This is a genomic window from Methyloferula stellata AR4, assembly GCF_000385335.1.
In the GTDB taxonomy this organism is placed as follows: Bacteria; Pseudomonadota; Alphaproteobacteria; order Rhizobiales; family Beijerinckiaceae; genus Methyloferula; species Methyloferula stellata.
The window spans coordinates 3,723,920-3,739,531 of record NZ_ARWA01000001.1; the positions used below are offsets into that span (position 1 = coordinate 3,723,920).

Below are 15,612 nucleotides of genomic sequence, written 5' to 3' on the forward strand. Positions count from 1 at the left end.
GCCAAGGTTCTCGTCCTGGAGCGAAGACAGGTCCTGAAGTCCGTCGCCGGCTTGGTTGGATTCGTTACCGAAAGCTTCCGGACTGCCTTGCATGACGAAAGATCGGCTGACCGCGGGTGCGCTCCGAACAATCATGGGTCTTGTCACCATCAATAGCTCCTCCTCGGTTGCGATCGGCCTCGGTTCGTTAGGCAAGCTCGCATAAAATTAGATTTGCTCTAGAATGTAGTTGCTTACTATGGTACCCATAGTCATACTTCAAAGATCAGAGTGAAACTCTATCACACAAGGATCGGCATTGGCTAGACGCGGTAACTTGGACGGACAGCCGCAGGGGGTCAGCCGGCGCGTGGAATATGCCGAGGCGACCCGGCAGGCGATCATTTGCGCGGCGCGTAAGCTGTTCAGCGAACAGGGATATTTCTCGACCAAGGTGGACGATATTGCGACGCTCGCGCGCGTTGCGCCGGCGACGGTCTACGCCGTATCCGGCGGCAAACAGGGCCTGCTGCGAACCCTGATCGAGACCAAAATGGAAGATCCGATGGTCGAGAACGCGATTCGCACGGTCATGACCATGGATGATCCGGAGGCGATCGTGACCTTCACGACCAAGGTCTGCCGGATCATGCGCGAGAATTATGAGGACATCATCCGCGTGATGATCACCACTGCGCCGCACGACCAGGGTGCGGCTTCGACCTTGGCCATGGCCACAAAAGACTGCCGGCAAAGTTTCGTGCCAGTCGCGGAGCGCCTCTTCAACCTGGGTGCGCTGCAGGACGGTATGGATGTCAACCATGCAGTCGATGTGTTCTGGTTCTATCTGGGTTACTCCGGGCTATTCACGCTCCGCGACGACAATGGCTGGTCCTATGAGCGCGCCGAGCAGTGGCTCTGTGAGCAAACCAGCCGGGCTTTGCTTCGGACTGCGCCTTAGCGCGATGTTTGGAGCGTGATCGCGATTCAATTTTGAGTGATTATCCTTTGAAGCATGACCCCTGTGGTTCGCGCATTGCACATTGCCCTTAAAGATAGGCGCTATTGCGGCTTTCCAAGCCCCTCAAATGGGGTGGAGCGAGCAGTTCGCAGCATTACGCCTGTAACGCGAAAAGCGCTGGTTGAGACCGCCTCGTAATCTCTGCCCTCGACAAGTCTGCCTTCAATTTTGTTGCGCGATCTGGATCACCAGAGAACCGGCATATGCCGGCGAATGTGCGGCGCGCAGGATCGAGGAGACAGTATGTTGAACATTATCGGGCTCGTGGCCCTGCTCGCCATGACCGCAGTGCTGGTCTGGTCGAGTGTCCGCTCTTGGAGGCTCAAAAATAGTTTTTTGAAATGGGGCGGCGTGGGCGCGACAGCGCTTTTCGCCGTGGCGGCTTTTTCGGTGAGCGTGCTGGTTGTCTCCGGCCTCATCAAGCTGCATGTGCGCAACGCTCCGGCGCCAAACGTGAAAGTCGCGGGCACCCCCGAACAGATCGAGCGTGGCCGGGCCATCTCCGATAGTTTCTGCGGTGCGTGCCATTCGAAAACCGGCACGCTCACCGGCGGCTGGGACGTCGGCACGGAACTGCCGATGTACATGGGAGCCTTTGTATCCGCCAACCTCACCCCGGCCGGCCGCGTGAGCCAATGGTCGGATGGCGACATTTTCCGCGCCATTCGCAATGGCGTCGACGCGGACGGGCATTGGCTGATGATGATGTCCTATACGAGCGCCAGCAGGTTGAGCGATGAGGATACGCAAGCCCTCATCGCCTATATCCGCAGCCAGCCCCCAGCCGGCGGGACAATCGCGAATCCGCCGGATCAGCTCAATCTGTTGGGTCTCGCCATGCTGGGCGCGGGCCTGCTTCCGCCGGGCAAACCGATCGTAATGGGAGTCAACACTGCGCCTGCGAAAGGCCCGACAGCCGCCTATGGCGAATATATTTTATCCTATCAGGATTGCCGCGAATGCCACGGCCAGCAATTGACCGGCGGCGTTCCCGGTCAGCTCGGACCCATAGGGCCAGACCTCAGTATCGTAAAAAACTGGAAGCGCGAGGAGTTCATACAGACCTTGCGCACCGGCATCGATCCCGGAGGACATGAATTGAGCGGACGCATGCCGTGGCGCTCCATCGGAAAAATGGACGATGACGAGCTGACCGCGATTTATAATTATCTCAGCCATACGCTGGGTAATCAAAACACCGCGACGTATTAAAGAAAAAGCCCCGTCGGGTTCAATCCGGCGGGGCCAGGCATTTGGAAGGAAAGCCGAGCGATCGGCTGAACAGACACTAGCATCGCGTCAGCCGGCGGAGGTGCGAGCGCGCACATGGCGCGTGCAAAGCCAGCCGCTTCCAGCTTGCCGCTTGATTCCAAGCGCTTTGTCCGTAAATTCCCGCCCGCGAGATCTGCGGGGGAATGCTTTGACACGGCCACACATTGCCTCGGCACAAAAAAGGCCATGCTGGCTGCGGATTGCGGCTTTGCTTGCTGGCGCCGTAGCAGCCGTTTTGGCCGGGCTCCTGCCCGCGGCAGCGGCCGAAGAAGAAAGAGTCCTCAACGTCTACGGCTGGAGCGACTATATCGGCCCCGACACCTTGTCCGGTTTCACAGCGCGGACCGGCATCAAGGTCAATTACGACGTCTATGACTCGAACGAAGTTCTCGAAGCCAAGCTGATCGTCGGCAATTCCAACTATGATGTCGTCTTTCCATCGGCGATGCCCTATTTCGCCAAGCAAATCCAAGCAGGCCTCTACAGAAAACTCGATCTCGCGCATATTCCAAACGCCAAGGGCATCGATCCGAAGGTGCTGCAACAGCTCGCGGCGGCAGATCCGCAGAATGCCTATGGCCTGCCCTATATGATGTCCGGCACAGGCGTCGGTTATGTCAGAGCCAAGATCGCGCCGCTTCTTCAAGATCCTCCCATCGGCAGTCTCGCGCTCCTGTTCGAACCGAAAGCGGTCAATGCGCTGAAGCCTTGCGGCGTCACGCTGCTCGATGCACCGGAAGAGGTTTTTCCGGCGGCACTGGCCTATCTGCACAAGGACCCGATGAGCACGTCCGAGGCCGATCTCGAGGCGGCCGGCGCGGTTGTCTCGGCCGCCCGGCCGGCCTATCGCTACATTCATTCGTCGAGCTATATCAACGACCTTGCAAATGGCGCCATTTGCGTCGCGCAGGGCTATGCCGGCGATCTTTTTCAAGCGCGCAAACGTGCGAAGGACGCCAATAATGGGATCGATATCGGCATTTTTCTCCCATCGGAGGGTGCTGCCTTCAACATCGACGTGATGGCAATCCCGAAGGACGCGCCGCATCCGTCGAATGCCGAAGCCTTCATCGATTATATTCTCGAACCCGACGTCATCGGTGCGATTACCTCGGCGATCGGCTATGCCAATGCGGTTCCGGCGTCGCGCGGCTTCATTCCCAAGGCGATCGCAGACGACCCTGTCGTCTACCCGCCAGCCGATGCACGGCTTTATACGCCCGCGCTGGTCACGCCAAAATATGAACGCGAGCGGAATCGATTGTGGACGCGCATCAAGACAGGCCATTGACGGTGCCATCGCCCGACGAGCGCTCCTTGCCGATCATCAGCCTCGATCGCGTGAGCAAGCGCTTTGCCGAAACGCATGCCGTCGATGATGTCAGCCTCGATATAACGCGCGGCGAATTCTTCTGTCTCGTCGGCGGGTCCGGCTCCGGCAAGACCACGCTGCTGCGGCTGATCGCGGGCTTCGAACAGCCGGACGTGGGACGCATCCTGATCGATGGCGAGGATATGGCAGGTGAGCCTGCCTATCGCCGGCCGGTCAATATGATGTTTCAGTCTTATGCTTTGTTCCCGCATCTCAGCGTCGAGCGCAATATCGCCTTCGGCCTCGAGGAGGAGCATCGTTCGAAGGCGGAAATCCGCGAGCGTGTGCGCGCAGCGCTCGATCTCTTCGAGATGGACGGGCTGGCAAAGCGCAGGCCGCATCAATTGTCGGGCGGCCAGCGGCAACGCGTGGCGCTCGCCCGCGCCCTCGTCAAACGGCCGAAAATCCTCCTGCTGGACGAGCCCTTGGCTGCGCTCGACAAAAAACTGCGCGAGCGGGCGCAATCCGAGCTTGTGGCCTTACGCGCGCGCATCGGCATCACTTTCGTCATGGTAACGCACGATCAAGAAGAAGCCATGAGCATGGCAAGCCGCATCGCGCTCATGCGCGACGGCAAAATTGTGCAGATCGGGCGCCCCGGCGATCTCTACGATACGCCAAAGTCGCGCTTTGCTGCCGATTTCTTCGGCGCCGCCAACCTGTTCGAAGGACATGTCACCGGCATCGCGGCAGGCGAGGCCACGCTCGAAAGCGCCGAAGCCAGTTCGGCTTTACGCGCGCGTTGCGACGCCGACATCACGATCGGCGCTGCTGCCGCCGTCATGGTGCGGCCGGAGCAGCTCCGCGTGTCAAGGGAGACGCCGCAAGCGGACAATGTGCTGCGCGGCCAAATCCGCAGCCTTGTGTTCCTGGGAAGCACGGTGCTCTGTCACGTGGGGATCGACAGCGGCAAGACCATCATCGCGAGACTGTCGCCGATGGAATATATCGCCGCCGGATCGCCCGCCGAAGGCGATGGCGTGCATCTCTCATGGCCGGCGGCGGCGGCCCGGGTGCTTACCGAATGAACGCACAATCTCTTTCAGGTTCACGCAGCATCCGCGCACTCATTGTCGGCCTGCCGCTCGGCTGGCTTCTCCTCTTCGCCTTTCTGCCCTGCCTCATCGTGCTCGCGATCAGTCTGGTCGAAGCGCGCATCGGCACGCCGCCCTATATGCCGCTCTTCTCGAAAGGCCCTGGCCTGCTGCCGCAGATCAACGCGACGGCAGAGAATTACCAGCGGCTCGTCTTAGACCCTCTCTATCTCGAAGCCTTGCTGAGCTCGATCCGCATTGCCGCCCTATCGTCGCTTCTGACGCTGCTCCTCGCCTATCCCATGGCCTATGCGATCGCACGCGCAAAAGAGAGCACTCGCTCGGTACTGCTCATGCTGGTGATCCTGCCGTTCTGGACCTCGTTTTTGATCCGGGTCTATGCCTGGACCGGCCTCCTCAATTCGAATGGGCTGATCAACACCGCGCTCGTCAAGCTCGGCATCATCGCGGAGCCGCTGCCATTGCTTCATACCGAATTCGCGGTCCATCTCGGCATCGTCTATTCCTATCTGCCCTTCATGGTGCTGCCGATCTATGCCGTGCTGGAGCAGCTCGATTGGACGCTGCTCGAAGCTGCCGAAGATCTTGGCGCATCGCCCTTCAAGGCCTTTTGGCGGGTGACCTTGCCACTCTCGCTGCCCGGCATCGTGGCCGGCCTGCTGCTGGTCTTCATTCCCGCCGTGGGCGAATTCATCATTCCCGATCTTCTCGGCGGCCCCGACACTTTGATGATCGGGCATCTGCTCTGGACCGAGTTTTTCAACAATCACGATTGGCCGATGGCCTCGGCGCTGGCGATCGCGCTTCTGGTGCTGGTGCTGATCCCGGCAATGATCGTCTATCATTTGCGCCGCCGCGTGGAGGCTACGCCGTGAACGGCCGTCGCTCCACGGCGCTTTTGAGCCTTGTCGCGTTCGGCTACGCCTTTCTCTATGTGCCGATTGCTATCCTCATCCTTTATTCCTTCAACGACAGTCAGCTCGTCAGCGTTTGGAGCCATTTTTCCACGCGCTGGTATGGCGAGCTGTTCAAGAATGCTCAAATGCGCGACGCGGCCTGGCTCTCGTTCAGCATCGCCATCATGAGCGCGACGGCCTCGATCCTGCTCGGCACGGCCGCGGCCTTCGCACTAAGGCCCATGCGGGCGTCGCCCGGCCGCAGCCTCTTCGAAGCTCTGCTGATAACGCCTCTGATCCTGCCGGAAGTGCTGACCGGCCTCGCCATGCTTCTCTTATTCGTGTTTTTCGGCGAGGCGATCGGCTGGCCGCGCACGCGCGGCATTTCGACGATCGTGATCGCTCACATCACCTTCGGCATGGCCTATGCGACAGTGGTAATCCGTGCGCGGCTGTCGCAGCAAGACCCGGTCCTGGAAGAAGCCGCCGCCGATCTCGGCGCGACGCCTTGGCGGATATTTTCGCGGGTGAGCCTGCCCCTGCTCGCGCCGGCGCTCGTCGCGGCCTGGCTGCTCGCCTTCACATTGTCGCTCGATGACGTCGTGATTTCGAGTTTCGTGACCGGACCCGGAGCTTCGACGCTTCCGATCGTCGTTCTATCGAGCGTGCGTCTCGGCGTCTCGCCGCAGATCAACGCGCTGGCGAGCCTGCTCGTCCTCTTCGTCGCCATGCTGATGATGGCCGCCACATTGGTTCTACGAGGCGGCACAGGACGCAACAACACATAGGCTGGAAGTGCTCGCGACGATCGAAGAGCGGCGCCCCCTACCGGAGGCTCACGTCTGAACGCTCATCTGCCGGACCCATGCGGCGGGGCGGTTTCTCTTTGCTTCGCCAAATGCCGGCCTGCCAAACATCCGGCCGCCGCGCCAAGGAATCCGTGATGGCCAGCGTAATGGCCGGCGACACCGCCGACAATGGCACCCTTGATACAGCCTTTGGCGTCGGCGGTTGACAATCCGCCGATCAGCGATCCGATGCAAAGCACTGCGATGATGAAGCTACGCATATAAGCCATCCTTTGGGTTGATGCCGAGGCCATCTTGAACGTGCCAAAAGCGCGCATCGTTCCGGGACCGTTCGACGCGGCATGCCGGTTCAACGATCTGATTGCGGCCACAAAAACCGCCGTCACGGCGAAAAGCCATTTTATCCATAGGCTTGGCGGAACCGGAGCGGCATAGATACGTTATAATTTTTCGGCGGCATCGCCGTGCCTCTTGCCATTGGTGGATTCCAATTGTCTCACCCTCCAAAGCCTGCCGTGCTGGTCGTCGAAGACGAGCCGCTTCTTCTTCTCGACGATATGTGCCTGTTCGAAGAGGCAGGTTTCGAAGCCATACCCGCGGCCAATGCCGCCGAGGCCATTTGCATTCTTGAAGAACGCCTGGATATTCGCGTCGTCATCACCGATATCGGGATGCCGGGGCGTATGGATGGTTTGAGCCTATGCGCGACCATTCGAGACCGCTGGCCGCCGATCGAGCTTATCGTCGTATCGGGTCAGCCGAGACCGGCCCCGAGTGAGTTGCCGCCGCGGAGTCTGTTTCTTGCCAAGCCCTACGATTCAAAGCAGATGCTCGCGGCGCTGCGCGGCTTCGCTACGGCCACGCCGAGCCAGCACACGGCCTAAGCCAAACGGCCATGTGCGGGAGCATTATCGCTTTAAGTTGAATCATCGCGGCGCTTAAAACATCTGCTCGGCCGCATGATCTTGTCCAAAAAGTCTGCAACTTTTGGGATCATGCTCTAAGCGACCTCCTGATCGAGCTCGGGATAATGACGGAAGATCCCGCCCTCATTGAATGGAATGCGACGGTCCGAGGCCAGATAGCGCGCGATGTTCGGACGCTGCGAGACGGCATCATGCAGGGCACGAAGCGCCGCATAGCGCCGGCCCAGGCTTTTCATGGCACGTGGAAAAGCGTAGCGCAGACCTTCGATCAATTGAAACAGCGACAGATCGACATAGGTGAGTTTATCGCCGACGGCGTGTTCCTTGCCGGAGGGATTCTGCTTCAGGACGCGGTCGAAATAGTCAAGGAACTTCGGGATTCGGTTCTGAATGAAATCGTCCGAACGTGCCTTGGCGGCGTCTTTCTGATCTTCGTAATAAAGCCCGCCCGAGATCGGATGGTGCGTGTCGTGAACTTCCGCGACCATATCGGTGATCGTCAGTTGCAAGCCGTTCGCGACGTAGCGCAGCTTGTCGTCTTTAGGCGCAAGACCGAGCTGCGGTCCAAGATACATCAGAATATTGGCCACATGCGGCACGATCAGATCGCCGTCCTTCAAGAAGGGCGGCGCAAAAGGAATATGGGCTTCGCTCTTGCCTTCCATGATCTTCATCATCGCGGCGGTACCTTGGCCCTTTTTCCGTCCCCGCACGACATCGATGTAATCGGCGCCAGCCTCTTCAAGCGCCAGCCGCACAAACTCGCCGCGGCCCTGCAAGCCGTCCCAATAATATAGTTCATAGGGCATGGGCGTTCCTTTCCATCAAGATGGAGTACTAGATAACATAAGCATGAATCGCGACGGCGGTTCTTGCTTATGTTCCGCCGATGCGTTCAGAATTTGTCTTACGGCCCATTGTTCGGAAAGCACGCGGTCGCCACGAAGGGAATGCCGGCGGCGAGCGACGGGATCAACACAGGCACCACCGTTTTGAATCTGTAGGTGATCGAGACCTGCGAGAAACCCGTGCCGGCAAGCCCGGCGCATGATGCCGTATTGCTGAGAGTTATGTTGGAGCTTGATAGCGGGATCGCCCATGACGCCGCCTGGGCTTGGATAAAGCTTGTGGCCATGCTCGCATTATAGACGCCAGCGGTGCCGCAGCCGGTCTGAACCACGCCCATGCAGCGAGCCCCTGCGATGGCCGTTTGCTGAAGCGCCTCGCGCGTCCATAAAGCGCGCCCGAATTCCATGATGCCGAACATCACGAGGACCAGCGGCAAGAAAACCATGCCGAATTCGACGGCGGTCGCAGCCGACGTGCTTCCGGTGAAGGTTTTCAGCCGGCACCGCATCATTGTGCCTGTACGACGGCGGCGGCGGTAATGGTCCCGTTCTTGACGAGACCATAGGAGGAGAAGATCGGATTATAGCTTCTACGTGCGACGATGGTGATGAATTTGCCCGCGGTGCCGCCACCTGTGCATGAAACGCCTTGGGCCACCGACGATCCCCAGGCCACGCTCGCTCCAGACCCGGTCGGGCAATAATAGAGATCGGCCTTGGATGCCGTGCCGCCGGATGTCACCGTGCCTGAGCTATTGACCGTCGCGGACGGCCCATTGTTCACAACGACCGTGCCCGTTGCCCAATTCGTCGCGCGGGCGCTCGCCAGGATCGTTGCCAGATTTGTCGCAAGGCTTGCTCCGGACGTCGAATTGACGTTGGTCGCATTGACCAACGCGTAATTGGCCGCTGCCGCCACCGCACTGTCGAGGCCGAATTTCGCATAAAGCGCGCCACCGAAATCGGCCACACCGGCGAGGATCAAGCCGAAGAGGGGCAGGACCAAGGCGAACTCTACAGCCGACGCTCCGCCGCGGTGGCGACGGAACGAAGCAAACGCTGCGATCATGCCGCGCCTTTTCATTACGATAGGCTCATGCTTCATTGAACAAGCTGCACCGTGCTGGCAGATCCCGATCCGCTGAAACAATTGGAAGCGGATGCGCTCGTGCCGCCGGACAAAGTGATTTGCGACGCGACGATCTGCAAACATTGGCCCGCCTGATTTCCGATGCTTGCGCCGCCGGTCAGGGTCAGCGGTCCGTTCGGAAAATAAAACGCACCTGAAATGCTCGTATTGCTCGCGCCTTCAGTCAGCAGCGCGGTCGCCGTATTTGAGGTGGAGACGGGACCAATGACGCCGAGATTGGCATTCGTTCCCGTGGTCGGAGCGGTCAGGCTGACATGATTATATCCGGCACCGATGCAAAAGGCCGAACCGGAACACGGAGACGTCGAGGATGTGCTCGCACCCGCGGTCACGACGGTGACGTTGGTGCCCGTAAACCCGACCATCTGACCATTGCAACTGACATCGCCACCGCCACCCGCGCCGAGCGCTACATAGCCATAGAAGGAATAGACGCCGGTTCCCAAAATGGTGCCCCCGGCCGCCGAGAACGAGCCATTGAAGTCATGCGCCGTGGCGGCGCTTAACGTGAGGCAGCTGCCGCCGCCGCTGGTGATATTGCCGACGACCTGAAACAAGTTGCCGGTCCCGGTCGCATCGGCGAAGGTCGTCTTCGAGCCGCCTTGCACATTGATGGCATTGCTGCCGCTGCCGGTCGAGCCGATCTTGAAACTATTGGTTGTACCACTGCCGAACGTAATCGTGGCGCCGCCGCCATTGTAAAGGCCGGACGAGAGAACGAAGCTGCTGGGACCACCGAAGGTCAGCGTCGCGCCGCCGCTGTTACAGATGCTGTAGAAGCCGCAGGATCCGGAGGCGCCGCCGATGTTGAACGTGCCGGCGCCAAAAGTCATCGTCGACGTATTCACGATGCCTTGGGCAAAATTATAGGTGCCCGGCCCGAAATTCATCGCCGTGCCGGTATTGTTGAGAGGCCCGCTAAAGTCGAAAGTCGTCGAAGCCGAACCGGATAGGTTGAAATTGAGCGTAATGCCGCCGCCGACCGAGATCGTCGCGAAATAATAGGTTCCGCCGGGCGGGCAGGTCAGAGTCCAGGTCGGCGAGCTGAAGGATGCCGAGCAACCCACGCTCGCAGCCCCGCCGGTGGCGCTATTGCTCCAATCGAACGTGATGGACTTTCCGCTCGGCACGCTTGGCGCGCTCGGCGATGTCAGCGACGACAGCGAACTCGCATGAGCGGCCGCTTGAACGATCCCGGCGTTAGCCGCAAGAGGATCCGCGGTTGGGGTCTTAGTGATCGAGCCGCTGATGCCGCTGCAAGGCTGGCTCGGCACAGTCGTGTTATATGTTACGGACTTTGCCGTGATCGTGTCCCCGCACGGCACGGAAACCGTGGTGTTTGAGGCAACCGAGCAGGCTGGTGCCGAAATCGACGTGCCGCCGGTGAGCGCAACACCGCTCCCGCTGGCGCTCAGCGCAAGCATGCAAGCCGACGCCGTCGCATTGAGCGAGGCGTAGGATTTGGCATTGACCGGCATGCTGGTTCCGGAGCGCAGCACGGGCGCCAGCAGAAGAACATCGTTGGTCGCAATGTTCACCGAGACGGCCTGATTGGCGGCATTCCTCGGCGAAGTGACAAGGGTGGCGGTCACCTGCGTAGCCGTGATTCCATTGAGGGCGGCAAGCCTCTGCGCCGCGGCCGTCATCGCCGCGGTTGTGCCTGTGCTCGAATAAGCTAAAGCGCCCGCATAGGCCGAAAGATCAGCGACCCGCTGGTTCTCCGTCTTGACCACAAGCCCATGGCCATAATCGGCACCCAAGGCCAGAAATCCGACGATGACAGGAAGAGTAATCGCACTAATGACGGATACGCTGCCATCACGGCGGCAGCAAAAAGTGCGGAGCAAGCTGAACAGCATTTATGGATCCCAATGATTCTGAGACCAATACAAACTGCAATTTAATTGATGAAGTCAGAATCTCGACCCTGCAAGATGGGCCTATCTCTGCGAAAGACACATTATTCTACGCGAAAGGTGTCTGATCCTTTCGCTGCGATTAAGGAGATCGGCGAAATCGCATCGCATCTATTCGTATTTAAGCTTACAAGGGTCGGGCACACCCCGAGTTCAAGCTTCAAAACCGATCGTCAAACCGCATGAAATCCGACGAAAAAGCCCGCGCCGCGCTCGCGGCTAATCCGTTTCCGCCGAGCCCATGGCTCGAGGTGACCGACAATGCAATCATCATCAAATGCGGGTTCAGCGAGCAATTGCTCCAGCTTTTGCGCTGGGTGCCCAATGTTCAATGGCGACCCGAAAAACGCCACTGGACGGTGCCACTGCGCGGCGCCGAAGCCGTGCGGAGCATTCTCCCGGAGGTGCTGCGGCTCTCTGAAGCAACCCAGGATCGCAAGGCAAAATCGACCGCGGCGGATAATGCGTCGGGCACGAATACGGGCAATCCGCTTCTCGGTCTGCCGGAGACGGTTGCAGAGCTGCCGGCGCCCGACCTCTTCAAGGCCGCCGCGCGCCTGCTCTATGGTACAGACTGGCAGCGCGATACGGCGCGCGCGCTGGAGCGTGACGAAGCCACGCTGGCGCGCTGGCTCGCCGGCGACACAGATCTTGAAGATGCTGCAACCTTGCTTGCCGAAATGCGGGAGCTGATGCGGCGGCGCGCCGATGAGATCGCCAAAGCCGCCGATCAATTCGCCGCCGCTGTCGACAAGCGGCAAGGCTGAACATTTCGAACGCATAAGCTTACCGGAAAAGTCTGCAACTTTTCCGGGTCATGCTTTACTTGATCACCGCGCAAGCGATGCGCGCGCCGGCGCCGCCGATCGGCTGCGTCGTGTAATCATCCGGGTTGACATGAATGATCAGCGCGGATCCATCGCCGTCGAGCAGAGACGGGCGACCGCCTTCGCCCTTGAACGAGACGTAAGTCGAATAGAGCTCGGCTGTCGCCGTGCCATCAGCCGCGACATAGAGATTGGGAAGATCGCCGGAATCCGTCGCATCCTCCTTCAGGAAACCATGCACGACCGGCGTCACCGCATGAACATGCGCGCCGGCATTCATGAATTTATCGTCGCCGCAATCGCCCTTCTCATGAAAATGCATGCCGTGCCAGCCCGGCGGAAGACCCTTCAATTCGAGGTGAAGCAAAACGCCTTTCGGCGCATCCGTGAGCGTGATCGTCCCGAGATCTTTCGCATTCGGCCCGACAACTTTCGCGGTCAGTGTCTTATCTTGCGTCTGCGCAGAGGCGGCGGCACTGAGACACACCAAAAAGCAAACTGCGGGAAATAAAGGACGAAAAGGCATTTTGGAATTCCTCGTGCGACTTAGGATGAGCGCGAAGTTTTAGGTGCTGGCCACACATCTAGGCTCAAGCTCGTCAAAAGCAAATGACGCGGTCTTTATTAGAATAAAACTAAAGTAACTTCATAGACTTGACATAAATCTTTCTGACTGCCACGTCGTTTTCAGTGCGTAGCTGAGTAGTCAAAGATAAAAAAGGATTGAATGTTCCGCCTGTCATTGCCAGCCTTTTTCATGACCGCCTTGCTGGTGCAGCCGGCGCAGGCAGCCGATCCGCTTGAGATCGTCATTACTTTAAAAAACCATGTGTTCGAGCCTCAGGAACCGAAAGTGCCGGCCAACCAGCCGCTCCTGATCACGGTGGTCAACGACGACGACACGCCCGAAGAATTTGAAAGCACACCGTTGAAGATCGAAAAGATCGTCGCACCGAAAAGCTCGATCAAACTGCGCGTGAAAGGCCTGGCGCCTGCGCGCTATGAATTTTTCGGCGAATATAACGAGACTGCCAAAGGCGCTTTGATCGTCGAATGAGGGCCGGAGAAACAATGATGAAGCGATCTTTTCAATTCGCCGCGGCTTTCAGCCTTCTCTTTGCCTGCGGGGCCCAGGCGCGCGAATATTATGTCGGCGGCCCGGTCCATCAGCACGATATGGAGATCGTCGCCAACTATCTCGTGGGCATCGAAATGGCGCCGATGACGGCGAATATGGTGCATGGCCCGGACGTCATCCATCTCGAAGCCGATGTTCATGCGACGGCCGACAATGTCTACGGATTTCCCGACGGCGCCTGGATGGCCTATCTCACCATCCACTACAAGCTCGAGAAGACTGGATCTTCCTGGACCTCCGAAGGCGTCCTGTTGCCGATGACCGCCAAGGACGGACCGCATTACGCAAACAACGTCAAAATGGACGGGCCGGGCGAATACAAGCTCACCTATCGATTTGAACCGCCTGAAAGCAACGGCTTTCTCCATCATACCGACGAAGAAACCGGCGTACCGGATTGGTGGAAGCCCTTCACCCAGGAGTTCAAGTTCAAATATCCTCAGAACTAATATGCGGATGACCCGGACTTGATCTGCATCATTCCGCTGCCGAACCATCACAGCCGAACATCATGCCGTTAGGCATCGGACATGTCCGATGCCTAAAATCGAAATCCAGGATTGAGCGCAAAGACACATGGCCGACCCAAGCGTATTCGATGTTCTGCGTATCCCGCCCGAGGTCCTGATCGCTCTCGACAATCGAACGTTCCACTTCGCGATCCAGCCTTATCATTACATCATCCGGATCGCGCATATCCTGTCGATGGGAGCCTTTTTCGGCGGGATCATATTCCTCGATCTGCGCCTGATCGGGCTCAAAACGCGCGTTGGGATTCACGATCTGTCAGAGCAATTCATGCTCTGGATCTATATTTTCTTCGCCCTCACCGTCGTCACGGGCATTCCGCTCTTTCTCTTTGATCCTGTTCACGTCGGAAGCCATGCCTATTTCGCCCCCAAGCTCGTGCTGCTTGCGGCCGGCCTCGCCAATGCCGCGGTCTTCAACCGGCTCATGGCCCCCAAAATCGCGGCCGGCGAAGGCAATACCCCTTGGCAAGCGCGGGTCGCGGGGACCCTGTCCGTCCTCATATGGACAGGCGTGGTCATCTTCTCCTCGATGAATGTCGAAGGCGTGCCAAAGGTCCTCCTGAGGTAAGAATGCCTTTATTTTCCTAGATTTGGCGGAGGGATCGGCAGCCTGCCGTCCCTATGTCCTTGATCGGAGCCAGAGGATCGGCTTATGGAAGGGGACGAAGCGGCAGAGCCGCTTGCCTCTATAAAGGATAGACATCGCTATGAGCGAAGGTGACGCACCGGCGCCGCATGCCAATAAGGCCCGCAGAGAAAGCCTTGGGCTTCTCGAAAGCGAAGTAGCCGCCTTGATCGGATGGTCGGTCAAAAAGATCCGGGATTACGAGTCCGGCAGAGTGCCATTGTCGCCGATCGACGAGGAGCGCGTCTCAATCGCGATCGACAGTCTCGCGCATAGACGGCCCCGCCGGTAAGACCGGCGGCGTGACACCGACCCCAAAAACCGGCCCCAAAAACGTCGTCATCACCGGTGCCTCAAGCGGAATCGGCACGGCCCTCGCCCTTCATTACGCCAGACTTGGCGCCACCCTCGGTCTGATCGGCCGCAACAAGGAGCGCCTCGACGCCGTCGCAGCCCGGTGCCAGGCCGCGGGCGCGCAAGGTGTCAAGACGGGCGTCATCGACGTCCGCGCCCGCGCAGAGCTCATGAGCTGGATCGCGGATTTCGATCAAACCGCTCCGGTCGATCTTTTATTCGCCAATGCAGGTGTGACCGGCGGCACGACGGCCGACGGCGCGTTCGAACCGAACGAACTCAGTCTCAGGCTGATCGAGACCAATGTGTTTGGCACTTTCAGCAGCGTTCATGCGATTCTGCCAGCCATGATCGCCCGCGGTCATGGGCAGATCGCCTTGATCGGTTCTCTCGCCGGTTTCGTGCCGCTTGCCGACTCGCCCAGCTATTGCGCCAGCAAATCGGCGATCATGGCTTATGGCCTTGCGCTTGGCGACGCCTTGCATCCGCGCGGCATAAAGGTCAGCGTCATCTGCCCCGGCTTCGTCGAAACGCCGATGTCCAACAGCGTGGCCAGCAGCAAACCTTTTCAAATCTCGGCCGATGATGCGGCCAAACGCATCGCGCGCAACCTCGAACGCGGCCGGGCGATCATTGCCTTTCCCTTCCCTCTCGCCTTTGCAGCAAGACTCGGCCAATTTCTGCCGGGCGGTCTGCGCCGCTGGCTGTCGCCGCCTTTTCGCGTTCGTGCCGGATCATCCGGATAAGGATCACAGGAATTTGCGATGGCCCTCCGCCGGCGGCACAAGCCGGCGCCGGACGCGCATCGGCCTGACCGAAAAAGATGAATTGGATTTCAGGCGATCGCGCGGAAGCGCAAGCGTATGAAAAAGAGGCGCCCTGCGGCCTGGCTGG

General features: G+C 59.3%; 19 protein-coding genes. 13 read left to right on the forward strand and 6 right to left on the reverse strand.

The window, feature by feature from the left end; genetic code table 11:
• Positions 1-316 precede the first annotated feature (316 nt).
• From A3OQ_RS0118365 to A3OQ_RS0118390, 6 genes are all read left to right on the forward strand, one after another.
• Complete coding sequence (locus tag A3OQ_RS0118365) at positions 317-940, forward strand: TetR/AcrR family transcriptional regulator (RefSeq protein WP_040580201.1); 624 nt, start codon at positions 317-319, stop codon at positions 938-940.
• 303 nt (positions 941-1,243) lie between these two features.
• Entirely contained in the window at positions 1,244-2,212 is a 969-nt protein-coding gene (locus A3OQ_RS0118370; protein ID WP_020176899.1) for a c-type cytochrome, read from the forward strand.
• 208 nt (positions 2,213-2,420) lie between these two features.
• The gene (locus tag A3OQ_RS0118375; RefSeq protein ID WP_210162197.1) at positions 2,421-3,563 is read left to right on the forward strand and encodes an extracellular solute-binding protein; all 1,143 of its coding nucleotides are present in this window, start codon (positions 2,421-2,423) and stop codon (positions 3,561-3,563) included.
• Entirely contained in the window at positions 3,536-4,672 is a 1,137-nt protein-coding gene (locus A3OQ_RS0118380) for an ABC transporter ATP-binding protein (RefSeq protein ID WP_200860011.1), read from the forward strand. Before A3OQ_RS0118375 ends, A3OQ_RS0118380 begins: the two co-directional genes overlap by 28 nt.
• Positions 4,669-5,574, forward strand: a complete 906-nt coding sequence (locus tag A3OQ_RS0118385) for an ABC transporter permease subunit (protein ID WP_040581423.1) — start codon at positions 4,669-4,671, stop codon at positions 5,572-5,574. The genes A3OQ_RS0118380 and A3OQ_RS0118385 overlap by 4 nt, the downstream gene beginning before the upstream one ends.
• Positions 5,571-6,383: an ABC transporter permease subunit gene (locus A3OQ_RS0118390; protein ID WP_020176904.1), complete on the forward strand. Its 813-nt coding sequence runs from the start codon at positions 5,571-5,573 to the stop codon at positions 6,381-6,383. Before A3OQ_RS0118385 ends, A3OQ_RS0118390 begins: the two co-directional genes overlap by 4 nt.
• A 62-nt stretch (positions 6,384-6,445) precedes the next feature.
• Here the strand turns inward: A3OQ_RS0118390 and A3OQ_RS0118395 are convergent, their stop codons facing one another.
• Positions 6,446-6,664, reverse strand: a complete 219-nt coding sequence (locus A3OQ_RS0118395) for a hypothetical protein (protein ID WP_020176905.1) — start codon at positions 6,662-6,664, stop codon at positions 6,446-6,448.
• A 231-nt stretch (positions 6,665-6,895) separates the two neighbouring features.
• On the opposite strand from A3OQ_RS0118395, the gene A3OQ_RS0118400 reads away from it, so the two are divergent.
• Positions 6,896-7,288, forward strand: a complete 393-nt coding sequence (locus A3OQ_RS0118400; protein ID WP_040581426.1) for a response regulator — start codon at positions 6,896-6,898, stop codon at positions 7,286-7,288.
• A 116-nt stretch (positions 7,289-7,404) separates the two neighbouring features.
• Here the strand turns inward: A3OQ_RS0118400 and A3OQ_RS0118405 are convergent, their stop codons facing one another.
• The 4 genes from A3OQ_RS0118405 to A3OQ_RS0118420 all read right to left on the reverse strand — a co-directional run bounded on the left by A3OQ_RS0118405 (position 7,405) and on the right by A3OQ_RS0118420 (position 11,187).
• The gene (locus tag A3OQ_RS0118405; RefSeq protein WP_020176908.1) at positions 7,405-8,139 is read right to left on the reverse strand and encodes a glutathione S-transferase; all 735 of its coding nucleotides are present in this window, start codon (positions 8,137-8,139) and stop codon (positions 7,405-7,407) included.
• Positions 8,140-8,237: 98 nt separating this feature from the next.
• The gene (locus A3OQ_RS0118410) at positions 8,238-8,687 is read right to left on the reverse strand and encodes a TadE/TadG family type IV pilus assembly protein (protein ID WP_026596003.1); all 450 of its coding nucleotides are present in this window, start codon (positions 8,685-8,687) and stop codon (positions 8,238-8,240) included.
• A complete protein-coding gene (locus A3OQ_RS0118415) occupies positions 8,687-9,283 on the reverse strand; it encodes a TadE/TadG family type IV pilus assembly protein (RefSeq protein WP_341872086.1) in 597 nt (198 codons plus the stop codon). The genes A3OQ_RS0118410 and A3OQ_RS0118415 overlap by 1 nt, the downstream gene beginning before the upstream one ends.
• The gene (locus A3OQ_RS0118420; RefSeq protein WP_020176911.1) at positions 9,280-11,187 is read right to left on the reverse strand and encodes a Tad domain-containing protein; all 1,908 of its coding nucleotides are present in this window, start codon (positions 11,185-11,187) and stop codon (positions 9,280-9,282) included. Before A3OQ_RS0118420 ends, A3OQ_RS0118415 begins: the two co-directional genes overlap by 4 nt.
• Positions 11,188-11,426: 239 nt before the next feature.
• On the opposite strand from A3OQ_RS0118420, the gene A3OQ_RS0118425 reads away from it, so the two are divergent.
• Positions 11,427-12,011 carry a hypothetical protein gene (locus A3OQ_RS0118425; protein WP_020176912.1) on the forward strand — a complete coding sequence of 195 codons (585 nt, stop codon included), beginning with the start codon at positions 11,427-11,429 and terminating at the stop codon, positions 12,009-12,011.
• Between the two features lie 55 nt (positions 12,012-12,066).
• On the opposite strand, the gene sodC is transcribed toward A3OQ_RS0118425, so the two are convergent.
• On the reverse strand, positions 12,067-12,597 hold the full coding sequence (sodC, locus tag A3OQ_RS0118430; protein WP_020176913.1) for a superoxide dismutase[Cu-Zn]: 531 nt from the start codon (positions 12,595-12,597) through the stop codon (positions 12,067-12,069).
• 201 nt (positions 12,598-12,798) lie between these two features.
• On the opposite strand from sodC, the gene A3OQ_RS0118435 reads away from it, so the two are divergent.
• The 5 genes from A3OQ_RS0118435 to A3OQ_RS22995 all read left to right on the forward strand — a co-directional run bounded on the left by A3OQ_RS0118435 (position 12,799) and on the right by A3OQ_RS22995 (position 15,464).
• The gene (locus tag A3OQ_RS0118435) at positions 12,799-13,128 is read left to right on the forward strand and encodes a cupredoxin domain-containing protein (RefSeq protein WP_020176914.1); all 330 of its coding nucleotides are present in this window, start codon (positions 12,799-12,801) and stop codon (positions 13,126-13,128) included.
• A gap of 17 nt (positions 13,129-13,145) precedes the next feature.
• Entirely contained in the window at positions 13,146-13,658 is a 513-nt protein-coding gene (locus A3OQ_RS0118440; RefSeq protein WP_040581429.1) for an iron transporter, read from the forward strand.
• A 127-nt stretch (positions 13,659-13,785) separates the two neighbouring features.
• On the forward strand, positions 13,786-14,307 hold the full coding sequence (locus tag A3OQ_RS0118445) for a hypothetical protein (RefSeq protein ID WP_020176916.1): 522 nt from the start codon (positions 13,786-13,788) through the stop codon (positions 14,305-14,307).
• A 139-nt stretch (positions 14,308-14,446) separates the two neighbouring features.
• Positions 14,447-14,656, forward strand: coding sequence for a helix-turn-helix domain-containing protein (locus A3OQ_RS0118450; protein ID WP_020176917.1), 210 nt, complete (start codon positions 14,447-14,449; stop codon positions 14,654-14,656).
• 10 nt (positions 14,657-14,666) lie between these two features.
• Positions 14,667-15,464 (forward strand): SDR family NAD(P)-dependent oxidoreductase, encoded by a 798-nt coding sequence (locus A3OQ_RS22995; protein WP_020176918.1) that lies wholly within the window; start codon positions 14,667-14,669, stop codon positions 15,462-15,464.
• Positions 15,465-15,612: the final 148 nt, after the last annotated feature.

What these genes read in the sequence shown, in the direction of transcription:
- sodC (WP_020176913.1), bottom strand. Translation starts at nt 12,597, where the DNA reads ATGCCTTTTCGTCCTTTATTTCCCGCAGTTTGCTTTTTGGTGTGTCTC.
- A3OQ_RS0118445 (WP_020176916.1), top strand. Translation starts at nt 13,786, where the DNA reads ATGGCCGACCCAAGCGTATTCGATGTTCTGCGTATCCCGCCCGAGGTC.
- A3OQ_RS0118420 (WP_020176911.1), bottom strand. Translation starts at nt 11,187, where the DNA reads ATGCTGTTCAGCTTGCTCCGCACTTTTTGCTGCCGCCGTGATGGCAGC.
- A3OQ_RS0118405 (WP_020176908.1), bottom strand. Translation starts at nt 8,139, where the DNA reads ATGCCCTATGAACTATATTATTGGGACGGCTTGCAGGGCCGCGGCGAG.
- A3OQ_RS0118450 (WP_020176917.1), top strand. Translation starts at nt 14,447, where the DNA reads ATGAGCGAAGGTGACGCACCGGCGCCGCATGCCAATAAGGCCCGCAGA.
- A3OQ_RS0118440 (WP_040581429.1), top strand. Translation starts at nt 13,146, where the DNA reads ATGAAGCGATCTTTTCAATTCGCCGCGGCTTTCAGCCTTCTCTTTGCC.
- A3OQ_RS0118415 (WP_341872086.1), bottom strand. Translation starts at nt 9,283, where the DNA reads ATGAAGCATGAGCCTATCGTAATGAAAAGGCGCGGCATGATCGCAGCG.
- A3OQ_RS0118435 (WP_020176914.1), top strand. Translation starts at nt 12,799, where the DNA reads ATGTTCCGCCTGTCATTGCCAGCCTTTTTCATGACCGCCTTGCTGGTG.
- A3OQ_RS0118395 (WP_020176905.1), bottom strand. Translation starts at nt 6,664, where the DNA reads ATGCGTAGCTTCATCATCGCAGTGCTTTGCATCGGATCGCTGATCGGC.
- A3OQ_RS0118385 (WP_040581423.1), top strand. Translation starts at nt 4,669, where the DNA reads ATGAACGCACAATCTCTTTCAGGTTCACGCAGCATCCGCGCACTCATT.
- A3OQ_RS0118370 (WP_020176899.1), top strand. Translation starts at nt 1,244, where the DNA reads ATGTTGAACATTATCGGGCTCGTGGCCCTGCTCGCCATGACCGCAGTG.
- A3OQ_RS0118425 (WP_020176912.1), top strand. Translation starts at nt 11,427, where the DNA reads ATGAAATCCGACGAAAAAGCCCGCGCCGCGCTCGCGGCTAATCCGTTT.
- A3OQ_RS0118410 (WP_026596003.1), bottom strand. Translation starts at nt 8,687, where the DNA reads ATGCGGTGCCGGCTGAAAACCTTCACCGGAAGCACGTCGGCTGCGACC.